A 22,600-nucleotide genomic window follows, 5' to 3' on the forward strand; every position below is an offset into this window, starting at 1 on the left:
ACGCACCGGCCGGCCCCGCCGCCCCGGCGGGCGCGCGGCGCTGCGTGCCGCTCAACCGCCGCCCGCCCAGGCCCGCCCGCGCCGCCGAGTCGCGGTCGGGCCGGTGGCGGCCGTGATGGCGGCCGTCGCCGGGACGGGCGTGATCGCCGCGCTGACCGGCGCCGGGTACGCCGTGTACCGGGGCGAGGAGGGGGCCGACGCCGGCGCCCGGGCGGTCGCCTACGAACCGTTGGTCGCCGCGGAGGCGGGCGACCGGAACGGCATCCAGGTGCCCGGCGCGGGCGCCGTCGGCCCGGACCAGGTCCCGGCCGCGGCCGACCCGGCCCGCGCGGCCACGGCCGACCCCGCGTCCACCACCGCGCCCGTGCCGACCGCCTCCGTGACGCCGTCGGCCCCGGCCGCCGCCCCGGGCCGGAGCGACTCCGCGCCGCCGCCCGCCCCGGCCGCGAGCACGGCACCCGGCTCCACCGCCGACCCGCAGACGCCGACCGCCCCCGCGACGGCCACCGCCGCCGCCACCGCTTCAGCCACGGCCACCGCCACGGTCACCGCCAGGCCGACGACGACCGCCCCGCGCCGGACCACCACCGGCAACCCGGGCGGCTCCGCCAACGGCTCCTTCGCCCAGCAGGTGGTCGACCTGGTGAACGTCCAGCGCTCGCAGGCCGGCTGCGGGCCGCTCGGCGTCGACGCCCGGCTGACCGCCGCCGCCCAGGTCCACAGCGACGACATGGCCAACCGCGGCTTCTTCGACCACGCCAGCCCCGAGGGCAAGCACGCCGACCACCGCATCGAGGCGGCCGGCTACCGCTGGAGCACCTGGGGCGAGAACATCGCCCGCGGCCAGAAGGACCCGGCGGCGGTGATGGAGTCCTGGATGAACAGCCCCGGCCACCGCGCCAACATCCTCAACTGCTCCTTCCAGCAGATCGGCGTGGGCGTGCGGACCGGCTCCGGCGGGCCCTGGTGGACCCAGGTCTTCGCCGCACCGTCCTGACCCCCGCCCGGCCCGATTTTCCGAATCAACGCGAATTGTTGTTATCTGATCACTCCCCAGAGGTCTCCGAGGAGGCAGCGGCGGACGGACGACAGCAAGACGGAGTGCGGACCCATGAACGTTGACGTGCAGAGCAGGACCGGGACGACCCTGGTGCTCGCGGCCCAGGCGGGCGACCCGCAGGCGCGCGAGGCGCTGGTGGCCGCCTGGTTCCCGCTGGTCTACAACGTCGCCGGCCGGGCGCTCAACGGCCACGCCGACGTCGACGACGTCGCCCAGGAGACCATGATCCGGGCCCTGGACGGCCTGGAGGGCCTGCGCGACCCGGAGGCGTTCCGGTCCTGGCTGGTCGCGATCACCATGAACCAGGTCCGCAGCCGCTCGACCGGCCAGCAGCAGGCGGCCGTCGGCGGTCTGGACGAGAGTTGGGAGCTGGCCGACCCGCGCGCCGACTTCACCGACCTCACCATCCTCCGGCTCGGCCTCTCCGGTCAGCGCCGGGAGGTCGCCGAGGCCACCCGCTGGCTGGACCCGGACGACCGGGAACTGCTCGCCCTGTGGTGGCTGGAGGCCGCCGGGGAGCTGACCCGCGCCGAACTCGTCGAGGCGCTCGACCTGACGCCGCAGCACGCCGCCGTCCGCGTCCAGCGGATGAAGAAGCAGCTGGAGGCCGGCCGGGTGGTGGTCCGCGCGCTCGGGGCCTACCCCCGCTGCCCGGACCTCGCCGAGCTGACGACGGGCTGGGACGGCACCCCGGACTCGGTCTGGCGCAAGCGCATAGCCCGGCACATCCGGGGCTGCGCGGCCTGTGACGGGCTGGGACGCGACCTCTTCCCGGCCGAGGGACTGCTGGCCGGGCTGGCACTGGTCCCGGTGCCGATGGACGCCCCGAGCGGGCTCGCCCTCCAGGCCGCGGGCGCGGCGGTCGGCGGGACCCCGGCCTCCGGTGGCGCCTCCGCCGGTGCGTCCGGCTCGGGCTCCGGCGCCGCCTCCGGATCGGACGGCGCGGCGGTGGGCGCACCGCCCGCAGACCCGGCCGGCGGCGCGGGCGGCCGGGCCGGGCTCGCGCGCCGGAAGACCGTGCTGGCGGGCGGAGCGGCGGCCGTGCTCGCCGCGGCGACGCTCGCGATGGTCTGGCCCCAGCACACCGGGCCGGGCGACCCCGGCCCCGAACCGGCCGCCCCGGCCACCGCCCCCGACGGCCCGGCGCAGACGGCCGCGGCGCCTGCGGCGCCGACACCCGGGGCGCCGGTCCCCGGGACCCGGACGCCCTCGCGGCCGGCCCGACCGCGAGCCCGAGCAGCGCCAGGCCGAGCACCACCCCGGGGGGTGCCGCCAACCTGGAGCGCCAGCTGGTCGACCTGGTGAACGCCGAGCGGGCCAGGCGCGGCTGCGCCCCGCTGCGGATCGACCCCAAGCTGCACGCCGCCGCGCAGAAGCACTCGGACGACATGGTCGCCCGCTCCTACTTCGACCACCTGGCCCCCGGCGGCGGCCGGGCGGACGCCCGGCTGACCGCCGCCGGCTACCGCTGGTCGCAGTGGGGCGAGAACCTCGACCGGGGACCGAGCTCCCCGGCCGTGGTCTTCTCCCGCTGGATGGACGGCGGCATCCACCAGTCGAACATGCTGGACTGCGCGTTCAAGGACGTCGGCATCGGTGTGGCGACCGGCCCCGGGGGTCACTACTGGACCCAGGACCTCGGCACCCCGCTCGGCTGACGGGGCCGTCACCGGCGGGCCGTCAGGTTTGTCAGAGCGGCAGGCCGACCAGACCGGGCGCCTCGCCCGTGACGTGGCCGGTCGCCTGGCCGACCACGGCGCCGGCGTCCCCGACCTGCCCCGGCAGGGCGTCCGGAACCGAGGCGAGCGGCCCGCCCCGGAGCGGTCCGGTCAGGTCGCCCTGGCCGCCGAGGGCGGTGGCGTGGGCACTGGGGGCGGTCAGGGAGGCCACGACGCCGACGGCGAGCGAGGCGACGGCGAGCATGCTGCGCTTCTTCATGCCCCGCACAACGACGTTCCGCCACCTGGGTTACGGCCCGACCGCTTTCCGGGGGCGCGCGGCCTCGGCGGCGCGCCCCCGGGATCACTGCGACAGGCCGGTCGGGAGCAACGGGCGGACCGAGGCGAACGTCTTCTCCACGGTCGTGAGGGTCGCCGCCGACGGGCCGCGCAGACAGGCCGTCAGCTCGACGACCGCGTTGCCCCTGTTCGGCGAGTACGGCCGGTACCCGCGGTTCTGCTGGGTGCCGCCCCAGGCGGTGCACTCCTCGTCGGGGGGGATGCTCGCCAGCGCTCCCGCTTCGCCCGGCTCCCCGCCCGGGACGTCCTGCTCGCGGACCATCCGGATCGAGATCAGCACGCCGTCGACGTCGAGGGCCCCCGAGGCGATGCAGACCGGCAGGCCGGTGCGGCCCGGACAGGCGGCCGGGACGGCGATCCGCTGGGAGGAGAGGTAGCCGACCGGATCGCCGGATCCGGCGGCGGGCCGCTTCGTGAGGTCGTACCAGTCCGCCGGGACGTCGACCACCAGGTCGGCCATCCCGCTGAACCGCACCGTCTTCACCCCGGCGGATCCGCCGACCGTCGGTCCGGAGGAGGCCGGTCCGGGGGCGGCCGGGCTGAGCGCGGTGTCCGGCGGCCCGGGTGCCAGCGCGGGGGCCGCCACCAGGACCGCCGAAGTCAGGCCGATCGCCAGTCCGCCCGCGAGGGCGGCCCGGCGACGCCGTCGGCGGGTGCGGGCCACCCGGCCCAGCACGCGTTCCATCCGGTCCTCGGGAGCGGAGAGGTGCGGGGCGGCCAGCTGGAGCAGCACCCGCAGCTCGTCCGCCACCTCCCGGTCCTCGGCGGTCAGCCCGGTGTCCTCGTCGGCGCCTTCCCCTGCCCTGGGGTCCCGCGCGGCGAACTCAGACCCCGTCACGACGTCCCCCGTCCAGGAGCAGTTCCGGGGCGGGCAGCCGGCCGCGCAGCGCCCGCAGCGCGCGGTGCGTCTGGCTCTTGACGGTGCCCGTGCTGCAGCCCAGCGCCTCGGCGGTGTCCTCCACACTGAGGTCCTCGAAGAAGCGCAGCACCACCACCGCCCGCTGCCGCGCCGGTAGCGCCCGGACGGCGGCCACCACCACCTGGCCCATCAGCAGGTCGTCGAACGGGTCCTCGGCGGTCGGCGGCTCGGGCAGCCTGTCGTGCGGCAGCTCCCCGTGCCAGCGGCGGCGCCACCACGAGACGTGCGCGTTCACCAGCACCCGGCGGACGTACGCCTCGGGCCGGTCGATGGCGATCTGCTCCCAGCGCGGCCACACCTTGGCGAGCGCCGTCTGCAGCAGGTCCTCGGCCAGGTGCGCGTCGCCGGTCAGCAGCCAGGCCGTCCGGAGCAACCGGGGGCTGCGGGCGGCGACGAACTCCTCGAAGTCCGGTGTCGCGCCCTTCATCCTGCCGTCCCTGCCATGCTGTTCCCGCCGCCGTCTCCGTCACCCGTGCCGCCACATCGGTGGCGGCGGTCCTACCGGTCGGCCGTGGCCGCCGGATCGTCGCTGTCGTTCTCACGGCTGCTCAACGCGCTGGGGGGCGTTCCGGGTTGTCCGGTCGGCGGGGCCGTTTTCCCGGGCCGCTCCGGGCCCGGTGCGGCGGGTCGTCGGGAGCGCGGAGGCGGGGCGGTGGAGGGCGCCGGAGCGCGGCCCGGCACCGACGGGTGCGGACCGGGTGCGGACCGGGCGCGGACGCTGGACGGCCCGCGAGCCGGCCGGGACTCGGCCGGGCGGCGGGCGGGCCGTGGCCACCACGATCCGCCCCCCGCAGCCGGCCGCCAAGGGCGCGCGGAGGGCGCCCGGTGGCACCCGCAGGGCGCGCCGGGTACGGCCGCCCGTCCGCCTCGCGCCGCCCCGCCCGGGCCGCCACCCCGGCCGCCGCCCGGAGCGTCCCCTCAGAGCGTCCCGGTCCCGCGCGGCGCGCCTCCCGCCCGCTCGGCGGCGCCGGGATCGACCGGGTTCACCGTCCAGTCGGGGTGGCCCGGCATCGGCGGGGTCCGCTCGCCGTAGAGCCACTCGCGCAGGAAGTCGCCCAGCGGCTGCCCGGAGACCTCGTCGGCCACGCGCAGGTAGTCGGCGGTGGTGGCCGTGCCGTGGCGGTGGCGGCGCAGGAAGGACCGCTCGATCCGGTCGAACACCTCCTGGCCGACCCGCTCCCGCAGGGCGAACAGCACCAGCGCGCCGCCGGTGTACCGCTGGCTGTCGAACAGCGTCGCGGCGGTCGGCACGGCCACCGGACCGGAGTCGTGGCGCCACTGGTCGCCCTGGGCGTAGACGCTGCGCATCCGGTCGGTGAGCGTGGTGGAGCCGCCGGAGTCCGGCCAGCCGCGCTCGTAGCGGTACATCAGGCCGTAGAAGTCGGCATGGCCCTCGTTGAGCCACAGGTCGGCCCAGGTGCCCGGGGTGACGCTGTTGCCGAACCAGGAGTGCACCAGCTCGTGCATCATGTGCGAGCCGATCAGCCGCTCCGGCTGGCGCAGGAAGTTCGGCTTGTAGAGCGTCAGCGTCTGCGTTTCCAGCCCGGTGAAGCCGAACGCCGCCGGGTCGTCGGTGTCGGCGGGCAGCAGGCCGTACGTCTCCAGCGGGAACGGCCCGAGGTGCTGCTCGGCCCACGCCAGCTGGCCGGGCGTCAGGGCCAGCGCCGGTTCCAGGTCGGCGGCGCGCGCGGCGGGCACGACGTCGCGCAGCGGCAGCCCGTCCGGGCCCTGCCGCTCGCGGACCGTGTAGCGGCCCACCGAGGCCTGGAGCAGCTCGGTGGCCATCGGCTCGCGCGAGACGTACCGCCGGGTGGTGGTGCCGTCGGGGTGCGGCTCGGTGGCGGTGAGCAGGCCGTTGGCCACGCCGAGGAGCTCGTCCGGCGCGGTGACGGCGATGGTGAAGCGGGCCTTGTCGCCCGGCCGGTCGTTGCACGGGAACACGGTGTGCGCGCTGTCCGGCTGCCCGGCCACCGCGAACCCGTCTGGCGTCACCACCCACCCGGTGTGCGGCAGCGCGGCGCGCGGGTCGGCGCGGTACTCGACCTCCACCCGCAGCACGGTGCCCGCCCGCACCGGTCGGGCCGGCCGCACGGTCAGCTTCTCGTCGTGCGCCAGGAACCGGGCGTTGCGGCCGTCGACCCGCACGGCGCGCACCTCCAGGCCCAGCGCGTCCAGCTCCAGCTCCGTCAGCCGGGTCAGCGCGCGGGCGGTCAGCACGGTGGTGCCGTCGACCGTGCGGGTCGCGGGGCGGTAGTCGAACGCCAGGTCGTAGCCGAGCGCGTCGTAGTCGGTGGTGCCGAGCGAGGGGAACACGGGGTCCCCGCCGGCCGCGCCGGCCGCGGCCGGGAACGCCGCCAGCGGCAGCGCCGCCAGCGCGAGCGCGGCGGCGAGGACGGAACGGTGCCCGGAACGGTGCCCGGAACGGTTCCTGGACAAGGGCGATCACCTCTCTGGCTGTCGTACGGACCCGCGTCCGGCCCCTGGCGGGACCGGTCCCGTTGAGCGATCCTCCGAGCACGGAACGTAGCAGAGGGCTCCGACAGTCCGGCCGACACGCGGCATCGCCCGGACGGCGCACTGTGGTGGCCGGGCGGCTGCGCAGTGTCATACCGTCGAAGAGCCCCGCCCCCTGACGGACGGGGCCACGGCCGCCGGAGCGCCTGGCCAGGACCGGCGGCCGTACTCGTGCCCGCACGCCGCGCCCGCCCCCGCCGACTCGTAGGCTGGGTGGCCGCGCCGACCGCCCCGCAGCCCCGCCGGCGCACCGGACCGGCAGGAGCGCGCCCGTGAGCAGCCCGAACTTCGTGGTGATCGGCGAGTGCGTCGCCGACGTCGTCCGCACCGGCGACGGCGCGCCCGACACCGTCCACCCGGGCGGCAGCCCGGCCAACGTCGCGTACGGGCTGGCGCGGCTGGGGGAGCCGGTCGCGCTGCTCACCGAGCTGGCCGACGACCCGTACGGGCGGCTGATCCGCGCCCACCTGGAGTCGGCCGGCGTCGCCCTGCTGCGCGAGCCGTCGGCCGGGGACGGTGGTCCGCGCACCCCCTCGGCGGTGGTGCGGCTGGACGCCGAGGGGCGGGCGCACTACGCCTTCGACATCGGCTGGACGCTCCCGGCCGTCGACCTCCCCTTCCCGCCGGGGCACCTGCACATCGGCTCGATCGCGGCCGTCACCGCGCCCGGCGCGGCGGCGGTGCTCGCCCTGGCCGAACGGTGGCGCGGCCGGGCCGGCGTCAGCTACGACCCCAACGTGCGTCCCGCGCTGATGGGCGGGCACGCCGAGGCCGTCCGCCGGGTCGAGCGCTGCGTGGCGCTCAGCGACCTGGTCAAGGCGAGCGACGAGGACCTCGCCTGGCTCTACCCCGACCGCACCCCGGAGCAGGCCGCCCGCCACTGGCTCGGCCTCGGCCCGGCCACCGTCGCCGTGACCCGCGGCCCCGCCGGCGCCTTCGCACTCACCGCCGACGGCCGCCGCGCCGAGGCCCCGGCCCGCCCGGTCGAGGTCGCCGACACCGTCGGCGCCGGCGACGCCTTCACGGCCGCCCTCCTCCACGCCCGCCGCGCCGGCGCCCCCCTCGCCACCGCCCTCGCCCACGCCACCGCCGCCGCCACCCTCACCGTCACCCGCCCCGGCGCCACCCCGCCGGACACCGCCGAGCTCGCCGCCGCCCTGGGCGGCTGGTGCGGCGGCTGAGCGGGGTCCACCGGGCCGTCGTTCGACCGGGTCCGCGAGGAAGCGGCTGCGCCGGTGCGCCTCAGCGGTAGTCGGTCAGGCCGTCCGCGAGCTCTTCCCCGTCTCCGTCGCGGAGGGCGTAGAGGGCCTGTTGCAGAGCGAAGGTGCCGCGGATCGCCGCGATGCGGGCGGTGAGTCCGTGGTCCGACGCGCCGCCCAGGGCGAGCACCCGTTCCACGAGCCCGGCACCGTGGCCGGCGCCGATGGCTGCGAGGTCCTCGGCCGGGTCGCCGAGTGCGACGCCGTCCCAGTCGAGTACTCCGGCGAGGCGGGGCAGGCCGTGCTTCCACTCCCACAGGACGTTCTCGGCGCCGAGGTCGCCGTGCACCACCGTTCGGGTGAGGTGGGGAAGGCCGTCGAGTGCTGCCAGCTCTCGCTCGGCCCGTAGCCGGCCGCTCTCGGACATGAGCCGGAACAGCTCCGCGCGCACGCTCTCCGCGAAGCGGCCCCACTGGTCCGCCGGCGCCCGGGGCAGTGCTGCTCGTACGGTCTCGTCGACGCCGGCACGGGCCAGGGCACCCAGCAGTGTCGCGTACTGGGCCGCCACGGTGTCGGCCACCCGGGGATCGTCGAGCGCGTCGGCCCGGAGCGGTTCCCCGGGGATGCGGGTGAGCACCAGGAACGGCACCTCGTCGGCGCCGTGGGCTCCGCCCCGGACCAGCGGTTCGGGTGTGCGGAAGCCGAGGTCGAGCTCGGCGAGCAGGCGTAGTGCGGCAGCGCGCTCGGGCAGCCGGGCGGCCGCCGCCCGGGTGCGGGGCAGGCACACGACGCGGTCCGAACCGATGACCACGTCGTGGAACTGCCCCTGTCGCACCGGGAGACCGTCCGGTTCGTCGTCGGGAAGCAGTCGGCGCAGCAGAGCGCCGTGCGTCTTGCGGATGTCCACCAGGGTGACCTCTGGATCCTTCGATGGGCGGAGGCGGGTGAGGCTGCAGTCGGGCGGGCCGTGCCGACGCAGGCGGGTGCGTGCGGGCCCCGCAGGGCGGGGTCAGGGGGTGGGGGCGCCCAGGGCGTGGGTCCGCTGGGTCCCGGAGTCGAAGGCGCGGGCGGAGTCGAAGGTGCCGGTGAGGTCGGGGTGGCGGCCGAGGAGGGCGTGGGTGAGGGTGACGGCGTCCGGGGTGAGGCGGCGGGTGAGGCCGAGGTGGGGGGACCAGCGGCCGGGGACGTAGTGCGGGTCGGGGGCCTCGGCGTGCTCCAGGACCTCCCAGACGCGGTGGTGCAGCCGCAGCAGGTCGAGCGTCGGGACGACCGACCAGCTGAGCACCCGGCGCCGGCTGCGGGCGGCGAAGGAGAGCAGCCCGGTCAGGCGGACGGTCAGCGGCAGGGCGTCGGCGAGGAGTTCGTCCAGCTGCTCGCCCGCCCCGGCGGGCATCCGGGCGCAGGCGGCCAGGGTGAGGTGGGGGCGGTGGCCGGGGTGCGGGTTGTGGGCGAGGCTGTCCACCCCGCCGTCGGCGAGCTGCCGCCAGACGGCGCGCACGGCGCGGTCCAGCGGCGGGTCGCAGAGCAGCTCAACGGTCTGCACGGCCGAGGTCCTTGGCGTACCAGATCTCGGCGTACGGGCGCTCGCTGTAGGCGGGGACCTCCCGGTACCCGTGCCGGGTGTACAGCGTGCGGGCCTCGACCAGGTCGAGCCGGGTGTCCAGGACGATCCGCTCGGCGCCGAGCGTCCGCGCCGCCTCGTCGACGGAGGTCATCAGCCGCTTGCCGCCGCCGGTGCCGCGCCGGGCCGGGCGGACGTAGACCCGGGTCAGCTCGACGGTGGCGGCGTCGACGACCCGCAGCCCGGCGCAGGCGGCGGGCTCGCCGTCGTACCGGCCGAGCAGGAAGACGCCGGTGGGCGGCGAGAGGTCGTCGCTGGGGGAGCCGGCGAGGCCGGTCTCGATCTCCTCGGGCGTCCCCTCCCGCCCGAGGTGCAGCCGGTAGTAGCTGTTGGCGACGTCGGTGTAGTAGTCGCGCAGCAGCGCCAGGGACTCCGGGGAGCCGACATCGGCGGGCGCGATCGCCCAGAGTCCGGTCGTACCGCGCTGCGTGCTGATCGTCATGCGCGCATTATCGGGCTCCCGGCGCCCCCGCCGCGAGCCGTTCTCGATCATGGCCGCCCCGGTGGGCCGGGCGGGTGACGGGGGGATTGGCCGGTGGGCGTGGCGGGGGAGCAGTGGGGCTATGGACAGACCATCAGATAGTCGTATTAGTGGGGGGTGGGCGGGGCGCGGGCGTCGGCGGGGGCGGAACGGGCTGGTCGCGGCGGTCTGCCTGGCCGCCGCGGTGGCGGGGTGCGGCGGGCCGGGCGGGGGCGGTGCGGCGCCGTCGGCCGGGCGGACCGGGGCGAGCGCGGCGGCGGACCGGGGCGGGCCCCGCCCGCCCGCGGCGCCGCTGGTGCTGCCGGGGCCCGCCAGGGCGGAGGAGGAGACCAGCAGCGAGGCGGTGGCCCGCAAGGCGGAGGCGGCCAGGGCGGTGCTGGAGACCGCGGCGCGCTGGGGCCTGGCGCAGCCGCCGCTGCCCGCCCCGCCGAGCCCGGCGAGCCGCCCCGCGCTGTCCGCCGCCCAGGGCGTGAAGCTCGCGGACGGGCTGCCGCCGGTGGTCTACCGGGTGCCCACCGAGGAGCGGATCGTCTTCCTGACCGTGGACGACGGTGCCGAGAAGGACCCGGAGTTCAACCGGATGGCCGCCGAGCTGGGCGTCCCGCTGTCCACCTTCGTCGCGGACTACCTGGCCCGCTCCGACTACGGCTACTTCCGCCGCTTCGCCGCCCAGGGCGACGCGGTGAACAACCACACCGTCAACCACCGCAACCTCAAGCTGCTCGGCTACGCCACCCAGCGCGAGGAGATCTGCCGCCAGCAGGACCAGCTGGAGGAGCAGATCGGCATCCGCCCGCGGCTGTTCCGCCCGCCCTACGGCGAGTACAACGAGGACACCCTGCGGGCGGCCGCCTCCTGCGGGATCGAGGCGGTGCCGCTGTGGAACGAGGAGGCGTTCCCGGACCGCATCGAGTACCGCTACGAGGACCGGCGGCTCCACCCGGGCGACATCATCCTCACCCATTTCCGCGGCGCCGACCTGTGGAGCGGCAGCATGCCCGACCTGCTGCGCAGGGTGGTCGACGAGGTGACCGCGCAGGGCTTCGCGCTGGCCCGGCTCGACGACTACCTGTAGCGGGGCCGGGGGCGTCAGCCGAGCGAGAGGGCGTCCAGGTACACCCAGGCGCCCTCGTGCCGCACGAACCGGCTGTGCTCGGTGAGGACACCCTCCTCCTGCCCTTCCGTGTAGTGGGCCCGGAAGGCCACCGTGCCCTCGGCGTGGAACGGCCCGCCCTCGGTGGTGGAGAGCACCTCCAGCCGCTGCCAGCGCAGGCCCGGGTCGAAGTCGACCGAGTCCGGCCGGGTGTCCGGGTGCCAGGTGCGCAGCAGGTACGCCTCGTCGCGGGCGGCGAAGGCGCTGTAGCGCGAGCGCATCAGGCTCTCCGCGGTGGTCGCGGCGCCCTGCCCGCGGTGCAGCCGGCCGCAGCAGTCGGCGTAGCTGGCGGGCAGGCCGCAGGGGCAGGGCGAGGAGGGCAGCAGGCGCGGCGCGGGGGTGGTGGCGCGGGCGTCGGATCGGCGTCGGGACATGGGGCCATTGTGGCGCCTCGCGGGGGCCGCGCGTGCCGGGCGGCCGGCCGGGGCCGTCCCGGAACGCCGTGGGCGGGTGCCCGGGACGGGGAGGCCGCCGGCCCGGGGCCGGAACGCGGCCGGTGCCCCAGGCGTCCGGGACAGCGGATGACGGATCTTGGGAGGCGTGCCCGGCACCCGCCGGGCGCCGGTCCCGTTCGCGTACTCCCGGAGCCCGCCATCACCATCCCGATCGATTGACTGTCCTCGGACAATGTAAAGTCCGGAAATCTGCTTGCGGCGTCGGCAGGGCGCACGGGTGGCGTAGCTGACGGACCGTTGGCGAGAACGGTAGCGGTCCGAACTGACCCTGCCAAGGGGGCGTCGAGGGGGCTGACAATCTGTAAGAAATCGCCAACGAACCGTCACGCTTCAGTACCGCTGACGGGGGAGAAGAGGGTGATCTTTCCGGCATATCGAACGAGTGGCGGAAATGTGCTGGTGATTCGTAGATCTTTACCCCACCATCTCCCAGGGCACACCGCCCATTTCTCGCCGACCACAAGTCGATGCAGCAGCACCCCTCGGGAGAGAGTGATGAGTTCGACGGAACTTCCCCCGCTGGATCCGGCCGCGCCACTGGCCGCCCTGATAGCCGCGCAGGTCAGACGGACCCCGGACGCCACCGCCGTGATCGACGGCACGCGCCGGCTGACCTATCGTGAGCTGGACGCCGCGGCCGACGCGGTGGCGGGCCGGCTGGCCGCCGCCGGCGTACGCGCCGAGACGCTGGTCGGGGTCTGCCTACCGCGGACGGCCGACCTCGTGGTCAGCCTGCTGGCGGTGCTCCGGGCCGGCGGCGCCTACGTGCCGCTCGACCCGGCCTACCCACGCGACCGCCTCGAACTGGTCATCGGCGACGCGCAGGCCCCCGTGGTGGTCACCGACCGCGCCCACGAGCACCTGCTGAACGGCGCCGGCGCCACCCTCCTGCACGTCGACGGCGAGAGCCCCGCCGCCCCGCTCGACCCGGCCGCCGGGCGGCCCACCACCGGCGACGCCGCCACCGACGCGCTCGCCTACGTGCTCTACACCTCCGGCTCCACCGGCCGCCCCAAGGGCGTCTCGGTCACCCAGCGCGGCGTCAACGCCATGCTCCGCTGGGCCGCCGGCACCTACACCGCCGCCGACCTCGCCGGCGTGCTGTTCGGCACCTCCGTGTGCTTCGACATCTCGGTGTACGAGCTGTTCCTCCCGCTCTCCGTCGGCGGCACGATCGTCGTCGCCGAGAACGTCCTCGCCCTGCCCGAGCTGCCCGCCCGGGACGAGGTCACCCTGGTCAACACCGTGCCCAGCGCCATGGCGGCGCTGCTGCGCGGCGACGGCCTTCCCGGCGGCGGGGGTCTGCCGGGCACCGTGCGCGTGGTCAACCTGGCCGGCGAGGCGCTGCCCCGCCACCTCGCCGACAAGGTCCACGCCCAGCCCCACGTCGAGCGCCTCTACAACCTGTACGGGCCCACCGAGGACACCGTCTACTCCACCTGGTCGCTGGTCGCCCGCGACACGGACGGCGAGCCGGTCATCGGCCGCCCCCTCGACGGCACCCTCGGCCACGTCCTCGACGAGCACCGCGCCCCGGTGCCCGACGGCGGCATCGGCGAGCTCTACCTCTCCGGCGAGGGCCTGGCCCGCGGCTACCACGGCCGCCCCGACCTCACCGAGGAGCGCTTCGTCCACGTCGACGGCGTGCGCTGCTACCGCACCGGCGACCTGGTCCGCCGGCTGCCCGACGGCGACCTGGAGTACCACGGGCGCGTCGACCACCAGGTGAAGGTCCGCGGCTTCCGCGTCGAGCTCGGCGAGATCGAGGCCGTGCTGGCCGGCCACCCCGCCGTCGAGGCCGCCGCCGCCGTCGTCCAGTGCGACGAGGCCGGCGACTACCTGGCCGCCTTCGTCCAGCCCGCCCCCGGCGCCGCCGAGCCGACGCCCGCCGAGCTGCGCGCCCACTGCGCCGCCGCCCTGCCGGGCTACATGGTGCCGCTGGCCGTCGCCGTCCTGGCCGCGATGCCGCTCACCCCCAACGGCAAGACCGACCGCAAGGCGCTGCCCCCGGTCGCCCGCAGCCGCGGCGGGCACGAGCTGTTCGTCGCCCCCCGCACCCCCGTCGAGGCCCGGATCGCCGAGCTCTGGCAGGGCCTGCTCGGCGTCCCCGAGGTCGGCGTCCACGACGTCTTCCTCGACCTCGGCGGCCACTCCCTGCTCGCCGCCGGCCTGCTCGCCCGGATCGAGCGCGAGTTCGGCACCCGGGTACCGCTCGCCGAGTTCTTCGCCGCCCCCACCGTCGCCGCCCTCGCCGTACGGGCCGCCAACGGCGGCGGCGGGCGCGCCTCCGTAGAGCCGCCCCGGCGCGAGGCCGAACTGCCCGCCCGCGCCACCGACTTCCAGCGCGAACTGTGGCTGCACGAGTCCATGCAGCCGCACAGCCCGCTCTACAACGTGCCGCTGCGGATCCGCGCCGAGGGGGCCCTCGACCGCGAGGCGCTCGGCCGCGCGCTCACCGAGGTCGTCCGCCGCCACGAGGCGCTGCGCACCGCGCTGAGCGGGGCTCCGATCCCCACCGAGCACGACCCGGTCATCGCCGACGTCCGCCCGCCGTACACCGTCGAGGTCCCGCTGCTGGACCTCACCGGGCCGCACGGCGCGGTCGCCGACGAGGAGACGGTCGACGACGCGCTGCGCGCCGAGGCCGCCCGCCCGCTCGACCTGCCGAACGGCCGGCTGCTGCGCGCCCTCGCCGTGCGCACCGCCGAGGACCGGCACGAACTGCTGTTCACCGTGCACCACGCCGCGATGGACGGCTGGGCCGCCGGGCTGTTCCTCGCCGAGGTCGCCCGCGCCCACCAGGACGGCGAACTGCCCGAGCCCGCGCTCCAGCTGTCCGACGTCGCCCGCTGGGAGGAGCGCAACGTCGCGGCCGGCCGCGAGGCCGCCGAACGCTGGGGCGAGCGGCTGCGCGGCATCGAGGGCGACCAGCACCTGCCCGGCGACCGCCCGCACCCCAACCCGCAGGACATCGCCGGCCGCCGGATCGCCCGCCGGCTCGACGCCGCGCTCGTCACCGGCGTCGAGAAGTGGGCCGCGCAGGAGGGCGCCAGCCTCTACATGACGGTGCTCGCCGCCCTCGGCGGCGTGCTGCACCGCTACACCGGCAGCACCGACGTCGCCGTGCTCAGCCCCTTCGCCGTCCGCCCGGTGCCCGAACTGGAGACGGTGCTCGGCTCGCTGATCAACACCGTCGCGCTGCGCTTCGACGTGGCCGGCACCGACACCTTCCGCGAGCTGCTCGCCCGGGTCCGCCCGGCCGTCCTGGAGGCCGCCGAGCACAGCGGGTACCCGTTCGTCGAGCACGCCCGCCGCTCCGGCGGCTCGGCCGGCCTCACCGCCTCGCCGATCTCCCAGGTGCTGCTCGCCGTCCAGAACCACCCGGTGGCCGGCGTCGAACTGCCCGGCCTGCGCCTGACGTTCGTCGCCGAGGTGTGCAACAGCACCGCCAAGACCGACCTCTCGCTGTTCCTGGAGTTCCCGGCCGACGGCCCGCTGCTGTCCGCCGAGTACCGGACCTCCCGCTACGAGGAGCGGTCCGTGCGCGCCGCGCTCGACCACCTGGTCGCGCTGCTCGCCGCCGCCGTCGCCGAACCCGACCGCCCGCTCGGCGAGCTCGCCATGCTCTCCGCCGACGAGGTCGCCGCCGACGAGCCGGTCAACCGCACCGAGGCGCCGGTCCCCGACGCCCGGCTGCACGAACTGGTCGCCGCCCAGGCCGCCCGCACCCCGGACGCGCCCGCCGTGTCCGCCGCCGACGGCACCCTCAGCTACGCCGAACTCGACGCCGCCGGCGACCGGCTGGCCCACCTGCTGGCCGCCCGCGGCGCCGGCCCCGGCAGCCTCGTCGCCGTTGCGGTGCGGCGAGGCCGCCTGCTGCCCGCCGCCCTGCTCGGCGTGCTGCGCAGCGGTGCCGCCTACCTGCCGCTCGACGTCGACCAGCCGCTCGCCCGCAACCGGGGCGTGCTCGACGACGCCGGCGTCACCCTGCTCGTCGCCGAGAGCGCCACGGCCGGCGACGAACTGCTGCACGGCCGCGACAGCGTCCTGGTGGACGGCCCCGAGCACGCCGCCGCCCCCGCCGGAGTGCCCGCCGTCACCGTCGGCCCGGAGGACCCGGCCTACCTGCTGTACACCTCCGGCTCCACCGGCCGCCCCAAGGGCGTCGCCGTGCCGCACCGGGCGATCGTCAACTTCCTGACCTCGATGGGCCGCGAACCCGGCCTCACCGGGCGGGACGTGATGGCCGCCGTCACCACCGTCACCTTCGACATCGCCGGCCTGGAGCTGTGGCTGCCGCTGGTCACCGGCGCCCGGGTGGAGATCGCCGACCGCGCCACCGCCACCGACGGCGCCGCGCTCGGCGCCTGGATCGAGAAGCAGGGCGTCACCCACGTCCAGGCCACCCCCGCCACCTGGCGGATGCTGCTGGAGGCCGGCTGGGCCGGCCGCCCCGGGCTGACCGCCCTGTGCGGCGGCGAGGCACTCACCGCCGACCTCGCCCGCGCCCTGCTCGACCGGGCCGGCGCGCTGTGGAACCTGTACGGCCCGACCGAGACCACCGTCTGGTCCACCGTCCAGCGGGTCACCCCCGAACTCGCCGCCCACGGCGGCGTGGTGGCCCTCGGCGCCCCCATCGCCAACACCCGGCTGCACCTGCTCGGCAGCTCCGGGCAGAGCGTGCCGGTCAACGGCATCGGCGAACTGTGCATCGCCGGCACCGGCGTCGCGCTCGGCTACCACGGCCGGCCCGACCTGACCGCCGAACGGTTCACCGCCGAACCCGGCCGCACCGACGGCGCCCTGATGTACCGCACCGGCGACCTCGCCTGCCGCCGCGCCGACGGCCGCCTGGAGTACCACGGCCGCGCCGACGCCCAGGTCAAGCTCCGCGGCTTCCGCATCGAGCTGGGCGAGATCGAGGCCGCGCTCACCGCCGTCCCCGGCGTCGGCGCGGGCGCCGCCCGGCTGGTCGAGACCCCGGCCGGACCGGCCCTGGCCGGCTACGCCGTCGCCCCCGGCCTCACCGAGGACGCGCTGCGCACCGCCCTGATCGAGCGGCTGCCCGACTACATGGTCCCCGCCGGCCTCGTCCTGCTCGACGCGCTGCCGCTCACCCCGGCCGGCAAGGTCGACCGGGCCGCCCTGCCCGTGCCGCAGCTCGGCGGCGCCGGCGCCCCGCCCGAGGGCGACTGCGAGGAACTGCTCGCCGACCTGTGGACGGAGGTCCTCAAGGTCGAACGGGTCTCCCGGCACGACGACTTCTTCGCCCTCGGCGGCCACTCCCTGCTCGCCACCCGGCTGCTCGCCAGGATCAGGGACACCTTCGAAACCGAACTGCCACTGCGCGTCGTCTTCGAGGACCGGACCCTGGCCGCCCTGGCCCGCCGCGTCGAGGAGCGCCTGCTGGAGGAGATCGACGACCTCGACCTCGACGGCCCGGGCGACCTCGGCGACGACCTCGACCTCGACGAGACCGCCGGGAGCGCCCAGTGATCCACCGCACCGAATCCGGAACCACCGGCAACTCCGGGGAGTCCGGAACCTACAACGCACGCCCGGCCGCCGGCGACACCGGCGCCCGAACGGGGGAGACCGCATGACCGACCAGAACACCGCCGGGACCGTCCCGGAACCGGATCCCGCCGCCAGACGGCAGGAACTGCTGCGCCGCCGCCTCGCCAAGGCCAAGGCCGCCAAGGCGGCGGCCGCGGCCGGCACGGCCGAGCGCCACACCATCACCCCGCGCCCCGAGGGCACCCCGGTGCCGCTCTCCTCGGCCCAGCGCCGGATGTGGTTCCTCGCCCAGTACGAGCCGGACAGCGCCGCCTACCACATCCCGCTCGCCCTGCACCTCGACGGCGAGCCCGACGAGGCCGCCCTCGGCGCCGCCCTCACCGACGTCCTCGCCCGGCACGAGGTACTGCGCACCGTCTACCCGGAGGCCGACGGCGAGGTGCGCCCCGAGGTGCTGCCCGCCGACCGGCTCACCCTCACCACCGCCGACGTCCCCGCCGACCAGGTCGACGCCTGGCTGGAGACCGAGGCCCAGCGCCCCTTCGACCTCGCCGCCGACCTGCCGCTGCGCGCCGCCCTGCTGCGCACCGGCGACGGCGCCGTGCTCAGCCTGGTGCTGCACCACATCGCCGCCGACGGCTGGTCGATCGGCGTGCTCTTCGGCGACCTCGCCACCGCCTACGGTGCCCGGCGCACCGGCGCCGCCCCCGCGTTCGAGCCGCTGCCCGTCCAGTACGCGGACGTCGCGCACTGGCAGCGGACCGAACTCGCCGCCGAACTCGACCGCCAGCAGGCCTGGTGGCAGGAGCGCCTGCGCGGCGCCACCGCCACCGTCACGGTGCCCGCCGACCGGCCGCGGCCCGCCGTCGCCGGCACCGCGGGCGCCCGGTTCACCGCCGAACTCGGCGCCGAGCGCAGCCGGCGCGTGCGCACCCTCGCCGAACAGACCGGCACCACCGTCTACATGGTGCTGCTGGCCGCCCTGCAGACCGTCCTCGGCCGCTACACCGGCAGCGAGGACATCACCGTCGGCACCCCGATCGCCGGGCGCACCCGCAGCGAGACCGAGCCGCTGGTCGGCTGCTTCGTCAACACCCTGGCGATGCGCACCGACCTCTCCGGCGACCCGACGGTGCGCGAGCTCCTGGACCGCGTCAAGGACGCCACCCTCGGCGCCTACGGCCACCAGGACCTCCCGTTCGAGCGGCTGATCGACGCCCTCGGCCTGGAGCGCGAACTCGCCCACACCCCGCTGTTCCAGGTCCTGCTCAACGTCCACAACCAGGCCGAGGCCCGCCCCGAGCTGCCCGGGCACAGCGTCCACTGGCGGCCGGTCAGCACCGACACCGCCAAGTTCGACCTCTCGGTGGCCGTCGTCGACACCGGCGGCGAACTCGCCGCCGACCTGATCTGGCGCACCGAGCTCTACGACGAGGCCACCGTCCGCCGGGTCTTCGGCCACCTCACCACGGTGCTCGACGCGATGGCCGCCGGCCCCGACCGCCCGCTCGCCGACCTGCCCCTGCTCACCCCGTCCGAGCAGCGGCAGCTCGCCGCCTGGGACGACGAGACCCTGCGCGGCTGGGACCTCGACGCCACCCTGCACGGCCTCGTCGAGGAACAGGCCCGCCGCACCCCCGACGCCCCCGCCGTACGCGGCGCCGACGGCGTGCTCAGCTACGCCGAACTCGACCGGCGCGCCAACGCGCTGGCCCACCGGCTGCGCGCGCACGGCGTCGGCCCGGACCGCCCGGTCGGCCTGCTGGTCGAGCGCTCCGCCGCCCTGGTCGTCGGCATGCTCGGGATCCTCAAGGCCGGCGGCGCCTACCTGCCGCTCGACCCGGTCTACCCCGACGGTCGCATCCACGCCCTGCTCGACGCGGCCGGCGCCGCCGCCGTCGTCACCACCGACGACCTGCGCGAGCGGCTCACCGGCGACCTGCCGGTGGTCGTCCCGGACGGCGAGGAGCGCGCCGAGGCGCCCGGGGCGGACGTCCGCCCCGAGCACCTCTGCTACCTGATCTTCACCTCCGGCTCCACCGGCGCGCCCAAGGGCGTCGCCGTCGAACACCGCAACTACCTCAACTACCTGCACGGCCTGCGCGAGCGGATCGGCGGCGACCAGCAGGGCTGGAACTGGGCGCTGGTCTCCACCTTCGCCGCCGACCTCGGCACCACCAACGTGTTCGGCGCGCTCACCGGCGGCGGCTGCCTGCACCTGCTGACCCGCGACCAGGCCACCGACCCGGACGCCTTCGCCGCCTACGCGGCCGAGCACCGGATCGACGCCATGAAGCTGGTCCCCAGCCACCTGGAGGGCCTGGCCGCGCACGGCACCGGCCTCGGCGCGATCCTGCCCGCCCGGCTGCTGGTCTGCGCGGGCGAGGCCCTGCGGCCCGACCTGGTGGCCCGGATCCGCGCCGCCCGGCCGGACCTGCCGCTGCACAACCACTACGGGCCCACCGAGACCACCGTCTCGATGCTCGGCACGCCCGTGCCCGCCGACCTCGGCGACGCGGCCACCGCGCCGCTCGGCCGGCCGTTCGGCAACGTCCGCGCCCACCTGCTGGACGCCCGCCGCCGCCCCGTCCCGGTCGGCGTCCCCGGCGAGCTGTACGTCTCCGGCGGCGGCGTCGCCCGCGGCTACCTCGGCCGCGACGACCTCACCGCCGAGCGCTTCCTGGAGATCGAGGGCCGCCGCGCCTACCGGACCGGCGACCTCGTGCGCCGCCGTGCCGACGGTGCGATCGAGTTCCTCGGCCGGATCGACCACCAGGTCAAGATCCGCGGCTTCCGGGTCGAGATCGGCGAGGTCGAGGCCGAACTGACCGCCCGCCCCGAGGTGCGCGAGGTCGTCGTGGTCGCCCGCGGCGAGGGCGCCGCCCGCTCCCTGGTCGGCTACCTGGTGCCCGCCGACCCGGCCGCCGCGCCCGACCCGGGCGAGCTGCGCGCCGCGCTGCGCACCCGGCTGCCCGACTACATGGTCCCGGCCGCCCTGGTCGTGCTGGACGCCCTGCCGCTGAACGCCAACGGCAAGGTCGACCGGGCCGCCCTGCCCGAGCCGGTCGCCGCCCAGCCGGTCTCCGGCGGCGGCGAGCTGACCACCGACACCGAGCACGCGGTCGCCGACGTCTACCGGCAGGTGCTGGAGACCGCCGAGGTCGGCGCGGCGGACGACTTCTTCGCGCTCGGCGGCGACTCCTTCTCCGCCGTGCGCGCCGTGCGCCTCATCGGTGGCGGCCTGTCCGTCATCGACCTCTTCCAGCACCCCACCGTCCGCGAACTCGCCGCGCTGATCGACGCCCGGGCCGGCGGCACCGCCGACGAGGGCCCGCGCACCCTGCTGCACAAGCTCACCCGCGGCAACGGCCCGGCCGGGATCAACGTCGTCTGCGTCCCCTACGGCGGCGGCAGCCCGATCACCTTCCAGCCGCTCGCCGACGCACTGCCCGCCGGGCACCGGCTGTACGCCGTCGAGCTGCCCGGCCACGACCCGAGCCGCCCCGACGACGAACTCGCCGAACTCGACGCGCTCGCCGACACGCTGACCGCCCAGGTGCTGGAGAAGGTCGAAGGCCCGGTCCTGCTCTACGGCCACTGCCTGGGCGGCGCGCTCGCCACCGCCCTCGGCTCCCGGCTGGAGGCGGCCGGCGTCGACCTGCGCGGCCTCGCCCTCGGCGGCACCTTCCCCGCCGCCCGGCTGCCCGGCCGCTTCGCCGAGTGGATGGCGCGCCGGATGCCGGGCGACCGGGTGCTGTCCAACCGCGGCTACCTCGAGTACCTGCGCGCCATGGGCGGCTTCACCGACGTCTACGACCAGGCCGAGCAGGACTTCCTGGTCCGGGCGCTGCGCCACGACGTGCGGCAGGCCGAGGACTTCTACACCCGCGCCTACGGCGACGGGCGGCCGGAGAAGATCGACGCCCCGATCCTGTGCGTGGTCGGCGAGAAGGACCGCGCCACCCAGCTCTACGAGGAGCGCTACGCCGAGTGGGAGCACTTCGGCGACAGCGTCGACCTCGCGGTCGTCCCGCGTGCCGGGCACTACTTCCTCAAGCACCAGGCCGACGAACTCGCCCGGGTGCTCGCGGAGTTCGCGGCCACCGGCGCGATATCCGACCCGGTCGCGGTCAAGCGCCCGGCCGCCCGCGCCGAACTGGGCATCTTCGCCAAGGTGGCGATCGGCCAGTTCGTCTCGATGATCGGCACCAGCCTCTCCACCTTCGCCCTCGGCGTCTGGGTCTACCAGCAGACCAACTCGGCCTTCGACTTCGCGATGATCTCGTTCATCGCGGTGCTGCCGGCCGTTCTGCTGCTGCCGATCGCCGGCGCGCTCGCCGACCGGGTCGACCGGCGCAAGATCATGATCGCCACGGACACCGTGGCCGCCGCCGGCATGCTCAGCCTCGGCCTGCTGCTCTGGGCGGACCTCCTGGAGATCTGGCACATCTACATCGTGGCCTGCATCGGCTCCACCTGCGGAGCCTTCCAACGGCCCGCCTACCTCGCCGCGATCACCCAACTGGTGCCCAAGCGCTACCTCGGCCAGGCCAACGGCCTCGCCCAGCTCGGCACCGGTGCCGGCGACATGATGGCCATCCTGGCCGGCGGTGTCCTGGTCTCCATGGTCGGCCTGCACGGCGTCGTGCTGTTCGACATGGCCACCTTCCTCATCGGCGTCACCTGCCTGCTGCTGGTCCGCTTCCCGGACGCCATGTTCGACAAGCAGGAGGAGCCGCTGCTGCGCGAGGTGGTCACCGGCTGGCGGTACATCGCCCGTCGGCACAGCCTGGTCGCCATGGTGGTCTTCTTCGTGGTGTTCAACTACCTCTTCGCCGTCGCCACGGTGCTGATCACCCCGATGGTGCTGGCCACCGGAACGCCCTTCCAGCTCAGCGTCATCACCGCCCTCGGCGGCCTCGGCGCGATGATCGGCGCCCTGGTCATGGGGCTCTGGGGCGGCACCCGCCGCCGCACCGTCGGCATGATCGGCTTCACCTCGGTGGTCGGCCTCGCCGCCGTCCTCACCGGCAGCCGCCCCGAGACCGCCCTCACCGCCTGCGGACTCTTCGTCCTCTGGGCGGCCATGATGATCCTCAACTCGCACTGGATGTCGCTGATCCAGACCAAGGTCGGCATGGAGCTCCAGGGCCGCGTCCTGGCCACCAACCAGATGCTGGCCATGTCGATGATGCCGCTCGGCTTCCTCACCGCGGGCCCGCTCTCCGACCACGTCTTCGAGCCGCTGATGCGCCCCGGCGGCGCGCTCGCCGACACGGTCGGCCTGGTGCTCGGCACCGGACCGGGCCGCGGCGCCGGCCTGCTGCTCGTGGTGGTCGGCCTGGTGCTCTTCGTCTGGGGCCTGCTGGGCCTCGCCTACCGGCCGCTGCGCCTGCTGGAGGACATCCTCCCCGACGCGCTGCCGGACGCCGAGATCGGCGACAAGGACGCCATCCAGGCCGAGGCCGACCGGCAGCTCGCCCTCGCCGAGGCCGCCCGCAAGGGCCGCCGCGCCCCCGGCGCCGTCCGGGTGCCGCGCCCGTCGGGCACGCCCGAACCGGTCGAGGACGACGACTCGGACGACCGGGTGCACGCCTCGACGGTCCGCCGGTAGGCCGGTCGCAGGAAAGAGGCGGCGCCCCCGTCCCTCCTCCGCAGAGGAG

General features: G+C 76.0%; 15 protein-coding genes. 7 read left to right on the top strand and 8 right to left on the bottom strand.

Annotated elements, in window-relative coordinates; translation table 11 throughout:
• The 3 genes from ACFU74_RS25440 to ACFU74_RS25450 all read left to right on the top strand — a co-directional run.
• The coding region (locus ACFU74_RS25440; RefSeq protein WP_380760666.1) for a CAP domain-containing protein at positions 1 to 997 on the top strand (997 nt) is incomplete at its 5' end.
• 114 nt (positions 998 to 1,111) lie between these two features.
• The gene (locus ACFU74_RS25445) at positions 1,112 to 2,365 is read left to right on the top strand and encodes an RNA polymerase sigma factor (RefSeq protein ID WP_380760668.1); all 1,254 of its coding nucleotides are present in this window, start codon (positions 1,112 to 1,114) and stop codon (positions 2,363 to 2,365) included.
• A complete protein-coding gene (locus tag ACFU74_RS25450) occupies positions 2,362 to 2,718 on the top strand; it encodes a CAP domain-containing protein (RefSeq protein WP_380760670.1) in 357 nt (118 codons plus the stop codon). Before ACFU74_RS25445 ends, ACFU74_RS25450 begins: the two co-directional genes overlap by 4 nt.
• Before the next feature lie 31 nt (positions 2,719 to 2,749).
• On the opposite strand, the gene ACFU74_RS25455 is transcribed toward ACFU74_RS25450, so the two are convergent.
• The 4 genes from ACFU74_RS25455 to ACFU74_RS25470 all read right to left on the bottom strand — a co-directional run bounded on the left by ACFU74_RS25455 (position 2,750) and on the right by ACFU74_RS25470 (position 6,433).
• Positions 2,750 to 2,998, bottom strand: a complete 249-nt coding sequence (locus ACFU74_RS25455) for a hypothetical protein (protein ID WP_380760674.1) — start codon at positions 2,996 to 2,998, stop codon at positions 2,750 to 2,752.
• 84 nt (positions 2,999 to 3,082) lie between these two features.
• On the bottom strand, positions 3,083 to 3,916 hold the full coding sequence (locus ACFU74_RS25460; protein WP_380760676.1) for a hypothetical protein: 834 nt from the start codon (positions 3,914 to 3,916) through the stop codon (positions 3,083 to 3,085).
• Entirely contained in the window at positions 3,903 to 4,424 is a 522-nt protein-coding gene (locus ACFU74_RS25465) for a SigE family RNA polymerase sigma factor (RefSeq protein WP_380760678.1), read from the bottom strand. The genes ACFU74_RS25460 and ACFU74_RS25465 overlap by 14 nt, the downstream gene beginning before the upstream one ends.
• A gap of 491 nt (positions 4,425 to 4,915) precedes the next feature.
• Complete coding sequence (locus ACFU74_RS25470) at positions 4,916 to 6,433, bottom strand: M1 family metallopeptidase (protein ID WP_380760680.1); 1,518 nt, start codon at positions 6,431 to 6,433, stop codon at positions 4,916 to 4,918.
• Between the two features lie 350 nt (positions 6,434 to 6,783).
• Between ACFU74_RS25470 and ACFU74_RS25475 the strand changes: the two genes are divergently transcribed.
• Positions 6,784 to 7,692 (top strand): carbohydrate kinase, encoded by a 909-nt coding sequence (locus tag ACFU74_RS25475; RefSeq protein WP_380760681.1) that lies wholly within the window; start codon positions 6,784 to 6,786, stop codon positions 7,690 to 7,692.
• Between the two features lie 61 nt (positions 7,693 to 7,753).
• On the opposite strand, the gene vph is transcribed toward ACFU74_RS25475, so the two are convergent.
• The 3 genes from vph to ACFU74_RS25490 all read right to left on the bottom strand — a co-directional run bounded on the left by vph (position 7,754) and on the right by ACFU74_RS25490 (position 9,773).
• The gene (vph, locus tag ACFU74_RS25480; RefSeq protein ID WP_380760683.1) at positions 7,754 to 8,617 is read right to left on the bottom strand and encodes a viomycin phosphotransferase; all 864 of its coding nucleotides are present in this window, start codon (positions 8,615 to 8,617) and stop codon (positions 7,754 to 7,756) included.
• A 102-nt stretch (positions 8,618 to 8,719) separates the two neighbouring features.
• The gene (locus ACFU74_RS25485; protein ID WP_380760685.1) at positions 8,720 to 9,253 is read right to left on the bottom strand and encodes a 2'-5' RNA ligase family protein; all 534 of its coding nucleotides are present in this window, start codon (positions 9,251 to 9,253) and stop codon (positions 8,720 to 8,722) included.
• On the bottom strand, positions 9,240 to 9,773 hold the full coding sequence (locus ACFU74_RS25490; RefSeq protein ID WP_380760687.1) for a GNAT family N-acetyltransferase: 534 nt from the start codon (positions 9,771 to 9,773) through the stop codon (positions 9,240 to 9,242). Before ACFU74_RS25490 ends, ACFU74_RS25485 begins: the two co-directional genes overlap by 14 nt.
• Before the next feature lie 334 nt (positions 9,774 to 10,107).
• Between ACFU74_RS25490 and ACFU74_RS25495 the strand changes: the two genes are divergently transcribed.
• The gene (locus ACFU74_RS25495; protein ID WP_380760689.1) at positions 10,108 to 10,887 is read left to right on the top strand and encodes a polysaccharide deacetylase family protein; all 780 of its coding nucleotides are present in this window, start codon (positions 10,108 to 10,110) and stop codon (positions 10,885 to 10,887) included.
• Between the two features lie 14 nt (positions 10,888 to 10,901).
• Here ACFU74_RS25495 and ACFU74_RS25500 read toward each other — a convergent pair whose 3' ends face one another.
• Positions 10,902 to 11,339, bottom strand: coding sequence for a YchJ family protein (locus tag ACFU74_RS25500; RefSeq protein ID WP_380760691.1), 438 nt, complete (start codon positions 11,337 to 11,339; stop codon positions 10,902 to 10,904).
• Positions 11,340 to 11,915: 576 nt separating this feature from the next.
• Here ACFU74_RS25500 and ACFU74_RS25505 point away from each other — a divergent pair.
• Both ACFU74_RS25505 and ACFU74_RS25510 read left to right on the top strand, forming a co-directional pair.
• A complete protein-coding gene (locus tag ACFU74_RS25505; protein WP_380760693.1) occupies positions 11,916 to 16,916 on the top strand; it encodes an amino acid adenylation domain-containing protein in 5,001 nt (1,666 codons plus the stop codon).
• 103 nt (positions 16,917 to 17,019) lie between these two features.
• Positions 17,020 to 22,551: an amino acid adenylation domain-containing protein gene (locus tag ACFU74_RS25510; protein ID WP_380760695.1), complete on the top strand. Its 5,532-nt coding sequence runs from the start codon at positions 17,020 to 17,022 to the stop codon at positions 22,549 to 22,551.
• Positions 22,552 to 22,600: the final 49 nt, after the last annotated feature.

Origin of the sequence: Kitasatospora sp. NPDC057500 (assembly GCF_042802195.1) — a bacterium.
Taxonomy (GTDB): Bacteria; Actinomycetota; Actinomycetes; order Streptomycetales; family Streptomycetaceae; genus Kitasatospora.